9 protein-coding genes are annotated in these 9982 nt (G+C 70.0%); 8 read left to right on the forward strand and 1 reads right to left on the reverse strand.

Annotation, left to right across the window (positions count from 1 at the left end; all coding sequences use genetic code 11):
- Nucleotides 1-433 (reverse strand): nitroreductase family protein (locus tag EQG76_RS08395; RefSeq protein WP_159712373.1); only part of this gene is annotated, 433 nt, incomplete at its 3' end.
- 162 nt (nt 434-595) lie between these two features.
- Between EQG76_RS08395 and EQG76_RS08400 the strand changes: the two genes are divergently transcribed.
- From EQG76_RS08400 to mutL, 8 genes are all read left to right on the forward strand, one after another.
- Nucleotides 596-1033 carry a MaoC family dehydratase gene (locus tag EQG76_RS08400; RefSeq protein ID WP_159712375.1) on the forward strand — a complete coding sequence of 146 codons (438 nt, stop codon included), beginning with the start codon at nt 596-598 and terminating at the stop codon, nt 1031-1033.
- A 72-nt stretch (nt 1034-1105) separates the two neighbouring features.
- A complete protein-coding gene (locus EQG76_RS08405) occupies nt 1106-2065 on the forward strand; it encodes a bifunctional riboflavin kinase/FAD synthetase (protein ID WP_159712377.1) in 960 nt (319 codons plus the stop codon).
- The gene (gene ileS / locus EQG76_RS08410) at nt 2065-4884 is read left to right on the forward strand and encodes an isoleucine--tRNA ligase (protein ID WP_159712379.1); all 2820 of its coding nucleotides are present in this window, start codon (nt 2065-2067) and stop codon (nt 4882-4884) included. The genes EQG76_RS08405 and ileS overlap by 1 nt, the downstream gene beginning before the upstream one ends.
- Complete coding sequence (gene lspA / locus EQG76_RS08415) at nt 4881-5354, forward strand: signal peptidase II (RefSeq protein ID WP_159712381.1); 474 nt, start codon at nt 4881-4883, stop codon at nt 5352-5354. The genes ileS and lspA overlap by 4 nt, the downstream gene beginning before the upstream one ends.
- Nucleotides 5351-5965 (forward strand): DUF3035 domain-containing protein, encoded by a 615-nt coding sequence (locus tag EQG76_RS08420; RefSeq protein WP_159712383.1) that lies wholly within the window; start codon nt 5351-5353, stop codon nt 5963-5965. The genes lspA and EQG76_RS08420 overlap by 4 nt, the downstream gene beginning before the upstream one ends.
- 13 nt (nt 5966-5978) lie before the next feature.
- Entirely contained in the window at nt 5979-7313 is a 1335-nt protein-coding gene (locus EQG76_RS08425; RefSeq protein WP_159712385.1) for a M16 family metallopeptidase, read from the forward strand.
- Nucleotides 7314-7382: 69 nt separating this feature from the next.
- Nucleotides 7383-8636 carry a M16 family metallopeptidase gene (locus EQG76_RS08430; RefSeq protein ID WP_159712387.1) on the forward strand — a complete coding sequence of 418 codons (1254 nt, stop codon included), beginning with the start codon at nt 7383-7385 and terminating at the stop codon, nt 8634-8636.
- A gap of 28 nt (nt 8637-8664) precedes the next feature.
- The coding region (gene mutL, locus EQG76_RS08435; RefSeq protein WP_159712389.1) for a DNA mismatch repair endonuclease MutL at nt 8665-9982 on the forward strand (1318 nt) is incomplete at its 3' end.

Here is a 9982-nt window from a genome sequence, read left to right on the forward strand (position 1 = left end):
GGTCATAGGCGTTCTTGCCGGTGACCCATTTGGCGGCAAAACCCTTGGCATGCGCGGCGAGCAGCATGTTCTGCATCGCGGCGGCACCCGAAGCCAACTGCTCCACCGCCGGGATCTTGGGGTGATCGGCCCGGACATGGGTGATCACCGCAATCACCGCGGCGGCGCGCTGCGGGTTGCGGCGCTGCTTGTCCAGGTCGGCCTCGGCCGTGTCCGGGTTGGCCGCCAGTGCTGCTTCGACGAACAGCTCGCCCAGCGCCTTGCGCGCCTCGCCGGTCACCACCAGGAAGCGGAACGGCGAGATCCGGCCATGATCGGGCGCTGCCGCCCCGGCCGCCAGAATCGCGTCCAGCGTCGCCTGATCGGGGCCGGGACTGCCCATCTTGAGCGGCGGCACGCTCGTGCGGCTCATGATCGCGGTCAAAGCATCCATCTCGCAATCCTCTGCTGGCCGCCCTCTGCTGGCTGATGCCGCGGCTGGCCTCGTGACGTAGCTGGCTACCGCCATAGCGCCGCCCTTGTTGCATTGCGAGATGCGGCCGCGCTAGGCCGAGGCGGCACGTCGCTGCCGGATCAACCGCTGCCGTAGGATCACATGTCCGACCAGGGCCATTATCTCGAGGATCTGCAGCCCGGCATGACCGCCTCGCTCGGCAAGACGGTCACCGATGCCGACCTGGTCCTGTTCGCCGGCGTGTCCGGCGACACCAACCCCGTCCACCTGGACGAGGAGTTCGCGCAAGCCACCATGTTCAAGGGCCGGATCGCCCATGGCATGCTGATCGCCGGCGTGATCTCCGCGGTGCTCGGCACCCGGCTGCCCGGCCCCGGCGCCATCTATGTCAGCCAGTCGGTGAAGTTCCTCGCACCCGTGCGGGTCGGCGACACGCTGAAGGCGTCGGTCATCGTGCGCGAGGTCGATTACGAGCGCCGCCGCGTCACCCTCGATACCGAATGCCGCGTACGCGACACCAAGGTGCTGGCCGGCGAGGCGATCCTCATGGTGCAGCGCCGCCCGCGCGCAGCCGCCTGAGCATGCCGGCGCGCCATCGGGGGCCGGGCGGGCAGGCTTGACCCGGCCTTTGCCCTCGCGCATCTGCCGCACATGCAGGTCCATCGCCATCTCGACCGTCTGCCCGATGCCGCCCGCGGCCTGGCGCTCGCCATCGGCAATTTCGACGGCGTCCATCTGGGGCACCGCGCCATTCTGGGCCGGGCGGCCGCGGAAGGGCGGGATCTAGGCGTGCGCGCGGGCGTGCTGACCTTCGAGCCGCACCCGCGCGAACTGTTCCAGCCGGACAGCGCGCCCAAGCGCCTGACGCCGCTGCGGCGCAAACTGGAACTGCTGAGCGAGATCGGCGTGAGTCACGTGGTGGTGCCGCGCTTTACCCGCGCGTTTGCCGTCCGTTCCGCCGCTGATTTCGTGGACGCGGTCCTGGTCGGCCAGCTGGCGGCCCGGGTGGTGGTGGTGGGCCAGGACTTCTGCTTCGGCAAGGGCCGCGGCGGCGACGCGACCTTCCTCGCCCAGCGCCTGGCCGGGCACGGCGTGACGGCCGTCGTCCATCCCAAGGTGACGATCGGCGGCGAACCCTGCTCCTCCACCCTGATCCGCAACCTGCTGGCCGAGGGCGACGCGCGTGCCGCGACCCGGCTGCTCGGTCGGCCGCACGTGGTGGAGGGCGTGGTGATCAGGGGGGCGGGGCTCGGCCGGCAATTGGGCTTTGCCACCGCCAACCTCCAGCCGCTGCACCCGCGCGCGCTGCTGCCCGGCCACGGCGTCTATGCCGCCAAGGTCGGGATCGTCGGCGAGGACGTGAACGAGCCGCGCCCAGCCGTCCTGAACTGGGGGCGGCGGCCCACCGTGGACGGTGTCAAGGAGGTGCTGGAGGTCCATCTGTTCGACATGGCGCGCGACCTCTATGGTAGGCGCCTGCGGGTGGGTTTCGTCGAGCGGCTGCGCGGCGAGATCCGGTTCCCGAACTTGGACGCGCTGGTGGCCCGCATCCACGAGGATGCCGCAGCCGCCCGCGCGCTCTTGTCGTCTCCCCTGCCGACTGCCGAATGATGAGCCAGGATCTGAAGAGCACGGTCTTTCTGCCCAAGACCGATTTCCCGATGCGGGCGGCCTTGCCCGAGCGCGAGCCCGCGATCGTCAAGCGCTGGATCGAGACGGGGCTCTGGGAGCGAATCCGACGGCAGTCGAAGGGCCGGCCCCTGTTCGTGCTGCACGACGGCCCGCCTTACGCCAACGGCAACATCCACATGGGCACGACGTTGAACAAGGTCCTGAAGGACCTGATCAACCGTTCGCGCCAGATGCTGGGCTATGATGCCAACTACGTGCCCGGCTGGGACTGCCACGGCCTGCCGATCGAGTGGCAGATCGAGCAGGAATACCGCAAGCGTGGTGCGGACAAGGATGCGGTGCCGATCGTCCAGTTCCGCGCCGAGTGCCGCCGGCACGCCGAGAAGTACCTGGACATCCAGCGCAAGGAGTTCCAGCGCCTGGGTTGCCTCGGCGACTGGGACAATCCGTATACCACCATGGCCTTTTCTTCCGAGGCCGCGATCTTCGAGGAACTGGCCAAGTTCCTGAACAACGGCTCGCTGTATCGCGGGCTGAAGTCGGTGATGTGGTCGACGGTCGAGAAGACTGCGCTGGCCGAGGCCGAGGTCGAGTATCACGACCATACCTCGACCTCGATCTGGGTGCGCTTCCCGCTCACCCGGGCACTCGACCCGGCTCTTGCCAATGCCGCGGTGGTGATCTGGACCACCACGCCCTGGACGATCCCGGCGAACCGGGCGATCGCCTATGGCGAGGAGATCGCCTATGTGCTGATCGAGCCCACCGAACTGGCCGAGGGCTCGACGGTGCGGGTGGGCGACCGGCTGGTGGTGGCCGAGGAACTGCTCGAATCCTTCCTCGCCAGTGCCAAGATCACCGGCCATGCCCTGCGCGGACGCTTCCCCGGCACGGCCCTGGCCAGCGCCAGGGCCGAGCATCCGCTCAAAGGCCTGGCCGGCGGCTACGGCTTCGACGTGCCGCTCCTGCCCGGCGACTTCGTCACGACCGAGCAGGGCACGGGCCTCGTCCACGTGGCGCCCTCGCATGGCGAGGACGACTTCAACTTGGGCACGGCCCACGGGATCGCCGCCGAGGACACGGTGGGGCCGGACGGCACCTATACCCCGATCATCCCCGGTTTTGCCGGCATCCACGTGTTCAAGGCCCACGAGCCGGTGATGGCGGCGCTGGCCGAGCACGGTGCCCTCTTGGCCTCCGCACCCCTGGTCCATTCCTACCCGCACAGCTGGCGCTCCAAGGCGCCGCTCATCTTCCGCGCGACCGCCCAGTGGTTCATCGCGATGGACGACGAGAACCGGCTGCGCGAGAAGGCGATGGCCGCGATCGCCGCTACCGCCTTCGTCCCGGACAAGGGCCGCAACCGGATCGGCTCCATGGTCGAGAGCCGCCCGGACTGGTGCGTCAGCCGTCAGCGCGCCTGGGGCGTGCCGATCGCGGTGTTCGTCGACAAGGCGACCGGCGAGCCCCTGCGCGACCCGGAGGTCTGCCGGCGGATCGCCGACGCCTTTCGCGCGGAAGGGGCCGATGCCTGGTGGTCGCGCGACCCGCAGGAATTCCTGGGCGAGAAGTACCGTGCGGAGGACTTCGAGAAGGTCGACGACATCCTGGATGTCTGGTTCGACAGCGGTTCGACCCATGCCTTCACCCTGGAAGGCCGCCCCGACCTGCGCTGGCCGGCCGACCTCTATCTCGAGGGCTCCGACCAGCATCGCGGCTGGTTCCAGTCGTCCCTGCTGGAAAGCTGCGGCACGCGCGGCCGCGCGCCCTTCGACGCGGTGCTGACCCACGGCTTTGTGGTCGATGCCGCCGGGCGCAAGATGTCGAAGTCGCTGGGCAACGTCCTGTCGCCCATGGACCTGATGAAGACCCATGGCGCCGACATCCTGCGCCTGTGGGTGGTCTCGACCGACTTCGCCGAAGACATCCGGATCAGCAAGGACATCTTAGAGCGCACCGCCGACAGTTACCGCAAGGCGCGCAACACGCTGCGCTACCTCCTGGCCAACCTCCATGGCTTCACGCCCGCCGAGATCCTGCCGGACGAGGAGCTGCCGGAGCTGGAGCGCTGGGTGCTGCACCGGCTGGCCGAGCTGGACCGGGCGATCCGGGCCGGCAACGAGCGCTACGACTTCCTGGGGCCCTACAAGGACCTGCTGGAGTTCGCGGCGATCGACCTGTCCGCCTTCTATTTCGACGTGCGCAAGGACTCGCTCTACTGCGATCATCCGGACGATCTGCGCCGGCGCGCCGCGCGCACCGTGCTGGACCGGGTGTTCGACTGCCTGGTGCGCTGGCTGGCCCCGATCCTGGTGTTCACCACTGAGGAAGCCTGGCGCTACCGGCACGGAGAGGGTGTGGACAGCATCCATCTGGAGTGCTTCGCCGACCTGCCGGAGAGCTGGTACCGACCGGAGCTGGGCGAGCGCTGGGCGAAGGTCCGCGAGCTGCGCCGGGTGGTGACGGGCGTGCTGGAGATCGAGCGGCGCGAGAAGCGGATCGGCAGCTCGCTGGAGGCGGCACCCGCCCTCTACGTGACGCCTGAGCAGCACCGGCTGCTGGCCGGCCTGGACATGGCCGAGCTGTGCATCACGTCCGGCCTGAAGCTGGTCGAGGGCGAGGCGCCGGCCGATGCGTTCCGCCTGGACGAGGTCCCGGGTGCTGCGGCCTCGCCGCGGCCGGCCAAAGGCGAGAAGTGCCTGCGCTGCTGGCGAGTCCTGCCCGAGGTCGCGCAGTCGCCAGAACATGTCTGCCAGCGCTGCACGACCGTGCTGGGCCGGCTGCGGGTCGATGCATGAGCCATGTCCGCCCGGCCCTGATTCTGGCTGTGTTCGTGTTCGCCCTGGACCAGGTCTCCAAGGAGGTGATCCTGGCCGTGGCGGACGCCTTGCCCAGCGCGGTGCTGCCGTTCTTCAACCTGGTGCTAGTCTGGAACCCCGGGGTCAGCTTCGGCATGCTTGGCGGTGACCAGGCCACGGAGCCCTGGATCCTGGTGGGGCTGGCGCTCCTGATCACGGTCGGCCTGCTGATCTGGCTGTTCCGCGAGCGCGACCGGGGCACCGCGCTGGCGATCGGGCTGGTGCTGGGCGGCGCCATCGGCAACGTGATCGACCGGCTGCGCCACGGTGCGGTGGTCGACTTCCTCGACTTCCATGTGGCCGGCTATCATTGGCCGGCGTTCAACCTCGCCGATTCGGCGATCGTGGTGGGGGCGCTGCTGCTCGTGGCGGAGAGCTTCATGGTCAAGAAGAAGGAGGCCGCGTCGTGAGAAGCCTCGGGACCGGCCTGCCCAGGCTTTCGGCCGGGCTGGCGATGCTGCTGCTGGCGGGCTGCGGCGAGACCACCGTCCAGGAGCAGCTGGGCTTGGTGCGCAGTGGGCCGGACGAGTTCCAGGTGGTGCGCCAGGCACCCTTGGAGATGCCGCCATCTATGGCCGAGCTGCCCCCACCCCGGCCGGGTGCTCCGCCGATCAGCCAAGCCGATCCGTCGCGGCAGGCGCGCAACGTCCTGCTGGGGGCCGCTACCACCGCGCCAGTCACGATCGCCGCGGTCGATCCCGCCGCCACGCCCGCGCCCGTCGCTGCGGATCGGACCTCGCCCGGCCAGCAGGCACTGCTGGCCGCCACCGGCGAGACCGCGGCCGACCCGGACATCCGCCGGGTGCTGGCGCAGGAGCAGGCCGACTCGACCTCGATCAGCGACCGCACCTTCCTGTTCATAGCATCCTGGCAGCGGACCAGCCCGGAGGACCAGCCGGGCGTAGTGCTGGACCCGGTGGCCGAGAGCCAGCGCCTGCAGGAAGCGGGCATCAACGCGGCCGACCGGCCGCTCACCATGCGCGTCGGCAGCGTCCCGCTCGCAGCACCGCCGATCAACTGAAGAGGGCGCCGTCTTGTCCGATCCCGCCTCCGGTCCCGAGCACAACGCCAGCCTCGATCCTGCGGAAGTGGTGCCGCCCCGGCGCGGCCTGTTCCATCCCAGCACCTTCACGCTGGACAATGGCATGCAGGTGGTGGTGGTCGAGAACCACCGCGCCCCGGTGGTGGCCCACTGGGTCTGGTACAAGGTGGGCTGCGCCGACAGCCCGATCGGCAAGTCCGGCTTGCCGCACTTTCTCGAGCACCTGATGTTCAAGGGGACCGACAAGATCCCGCCAGGGGCGTTCAGCAAGGAGGTCGCACGCCAGGGCGGCAACGACAACGCCCAGACCAGCCTGGACTACACCGCCTATTTCCAGCTGATCGCCAAGGACCGCCTGCCGCTGATGATGGAGATGGAGGCCGACCGGATGGCCAATCTCCGGCTGGTGGACGAGATCGTCTATCCTGAGCGCGACGTGATCGTGGAGGAGCGTCGCCAGCGCATCGACAACGACCCGGGTGCGCAGCTGGCCGAGCAGATGGGGGCACTCCAATACCTCCATCACCCCTACCGCCTGCCGGTGATCGGCTGGATGCACGAGATCCAGAGCTATACCCGCGAGGATGCGCTGGCGTTCTACGAGCGCTGGTACGGCCCGGAGAATGCGATCCTGGTGGTGGCCGGCGACATCACCGCCGATGAGCTGCGCCCGCTGGCCGAGGCCAGCTATGGCCGCCTTGCCCGGCGCGGCACGCCGGAGCGGGTCCGCTTGGCAGAGCCGCCGCAGCTCGCCGAGCGCCGGATCGAGCTGGCCGACGAGCGGGTCGGCCAGCCGCTGGTGATGCGCTCCTACCTGGTGCCGTCGTTTGCCAGTGCCGGCAGCGACCATGCCTATGCGCTGGAGGTGCTGATGGAGTGGCTGGGCTCCGGCGGCACGGCCGAGCTTTACCGCGAGCTCGTGGTCGAGCAGGGTCTGGCCGCCAATGCCGGCGGCTTCTACCGGGGCGTGGCACTCGATCCGACCACGCTGCGCGTCTATGCGGTGCCGCGGCCGGGTGTCAGCCTCGATACGGTGGAGGCGGCCATGGACGCGGTGCTGGCGCGGGTGGTCCAGGACGGCATGCCCGACGAGGCGCTGGCCCGGGTGCAAAAGCGCATGCTGGCCGAGGCGGTCTATGACCGCGACAGCCTGATGGGTGCGTCTCGCTATTTCGGTGCCTGTCTGTGCAGCGGCCTGTCGGTCGAGGACGCCGAGGCCTGGCCCGAGCGCATCGCCGCGGTCGACGGTACTGCGATCCGGGCAGCGGCCGCGGTCGCGTTCGACCGGCGCCGAGCCGTCACCGGCCGGCTGCTCCAGGGTAGCTGAGCCCGATCCAGCCGCTGGGCCCAACCACAACCACCCCAAGTAACCAGAACCAGCAAGGAGTGCCGCAGCTTGGTCCCCGTTCAGGAAGTGACGACCGCGGGCGGCATCCGCGCTTTTCTGGTCACCGAGCGTGCCGTGCCGTTCCTTTCGCTGGGCTTCCACTTCCGCGGCGGCGCTCGGCTGGATCCGCCGGACGGCGAGGGCCTGGCCGCGTTCGCCGGGGCGGTGATCGACGAGGGGGCCGGCCCCTATGACAGCCAAGCCTTTCGCCGCGAGCTGGAAGACAATGTCATCCGGCTAGGCTTCGACGTCGACCGGACCGGCTTCAGCGGCCACCTGAAGACGCTGACCGCCACCCGCGACCATGCCTTTGAGCTGCTGCGCCTGGCCTTATGCGAGGCACGGCTGGACGAGGAGCCGGTGGAGCGGGTGCGTGCCCAGATCCAGGCCGACCTCGCTAGGCGGGCCAAGGAGCCGAACGCCCAGGCGCGCCGCCACTTCTTCAAGGGCATGTTCGGCAGCCATCCCTATGGCCGCTCGATCCGTGGCACGGCCGAGACGGTGGCGGGCTTCAGTGCGGACGACGTGCGCCGCTACGTGTCCCAGAACCTGCGCCGGGACGATCTGGTGGTGGGCGTGTGCGGCGACATCGATGCTGCCACGCTGGCGCCGCTGCTCGACCATGTATTCGGCGCCTTGCCGGCCGGCAGCGTGTGGAGCCGCGAGCAGGACGTGCCTCTGGCCAGTCCCGGCCTCGCGATCGTCGAGATGGATAACCCGCAGACCGTCGCGATGTTCGGCCATGGCGGCATCGCGCGCTACGACCCGGACTACCATGCGGCCTATATCGCCAACCATATTCTGGCGGGCGGCGGCTTCTCCTCGCGCCTGATGGAGGAGGTCCGCGAGAAGCGCGGCTTGGCCTATGGGGTCAGCGCCTCCTTGATCGAGCTGGAGGGCGCCCCGCTCTGGCTGGGCCAGGTCGCGACCAGCAATGACCGGGTGGCGCAAAGCCTGGAGATCATCGCCGAGGAGGCCGGCAAGCTGGCGCGCGGCATGCTGGAATCGCCGGAGCTGGAGGACGCACGCACCTATCTCACCGGCTCGTTCCCCTTGCGCCTGACCAGCAACGACCAGGTCGCCGGCATGCTGACCGGCATGCTGATGCTGGGCCTGGGCGCCGACTTCCTCCAGCGGCGCAACCAGTTGATCGAGGCGGTCACGCTGGCCGACGTGCAGGCCGCGGCTGCCCGGCTGCTCCATCCGGAAGCCATGCGGGTGGTGGCAGTCGGCCGGCCGCAGGGCTTGGTCGCCGCCGGCTGAGCCGGACCGGTCCAAAGGGAGCGCGTCCATGCCGGTCTGCCGCCTGCCCGACCAGCTGGTGAACCGGATTGCCGCCGGCGAGGTGATCGAGCGGCCGGCAGCCGTGGTCAAGGAACTGGTCGAGAACGCGCTGGACGCGAAGGCGACCCGAATCGAGGTCGCGGTCGAGCAGGGCGGGCGTGGCCTCGTCCGGGTGGTCGATGACGGGCAGGGTATGGACGAGGCCGACCTCGCTCTGTGCGTCGAGCGACACGCCACCAGCAAGCTCGGGCCGGATGCCGACCTCGTGCGCATCACCACGCTGGGCTTTCGCGGCGAGGCGCTGGCCTCGATCGGTGCGGTGGCGCGGGTGAGCATCACCACCCGTACCCGGGACGCGGCGACCGGTGCCGTGCTCGAGGTCCAGGCCGGCCGGATCTCGCCCATCCGCCCGGCCGGCACCACGCCCGGCACCCGGATCGAGGTGCGCGACCTGTTCTTCGCCACCCCGGCCAGACTGGCCTTCCTCCGCTCCGAGCGCGCCGAGACCCAGGCGATCCTGGACCAGTTCGACCGCCTGGCGCTGGCCAGACCCGAGATCGCGTTCAGCCTCACTGTGGACGGGGTGGAGCGGCGGCGATTCCAGCCGGCGCGGCAGGCAGGCGAGCGACTGGAGGTGCGGGTGGCTGCCGTGCTGGGCGAGGGTTTTCTGGCCGATGCGCGCCCAGTCACGGTCGAGCGGGACGGGATCACCCTGGAGGGCTATCTGGGCCTGCCCACCCAGGCAGCCCACGGGCGCCGGCCGTTCCTGGTCGTGGTGAACGGGCGACCGGTGCGCGACCGGCTGATCGAGACCGCGCTCCGGGTCGGCTATGGCGACACGCTGGTGGGCAACCGCCTGCCGGGTGCCGCGCTGATGCTGTGCCTTCCCCACGAGCGGGTCGACGTCAACGTCCACCCGACCAAGACCGAGCTGCGCTTTCGCGAGCCGGACCTGGTGCGCAGCCTGGTGATCGGTGCGGTGCGCCGTCATCTGGACGGGCAGGGGAGCCTGACCGCCCGCGCCCTCGGCGAGGCGGCCCTTGCCAGCTTTGCCGTCGGCACGGCACCGGCGGCTGCCAGCGGCTGGACGGCACCGTCCGGCTGGGACCGGCAGGCCGCGTCGCCGGGGCTGAAGGAAGCCGCCGCAGCCTTCGCCTATCAGGGTCGGCTCGACGTCGGCGCCCCGTCGGGTGCGGCGGCCGCCGCGACGCCGCCACCATCGGCCGAAGCCCATCCGCTGGGTGCGGCGCGGGCCCAGCTGTTCGATGCCTATGTGCTGGCCGAGACCCGACAGGGCTTCGTTCTAGTCGACCAGCATGCCGCGC

Origin of the sequence: Geminicoccus flavidas, from assembly GCF_009806515.1 — a bacterium.
GTDB classification, from domain to species: domain Bacteria; phylum Pseudomonadota; class Alphaproteobacteria; order Geminicoccales; family Geminicoccaceae; genus Geminicoccus; species Geminicoccus flavidus.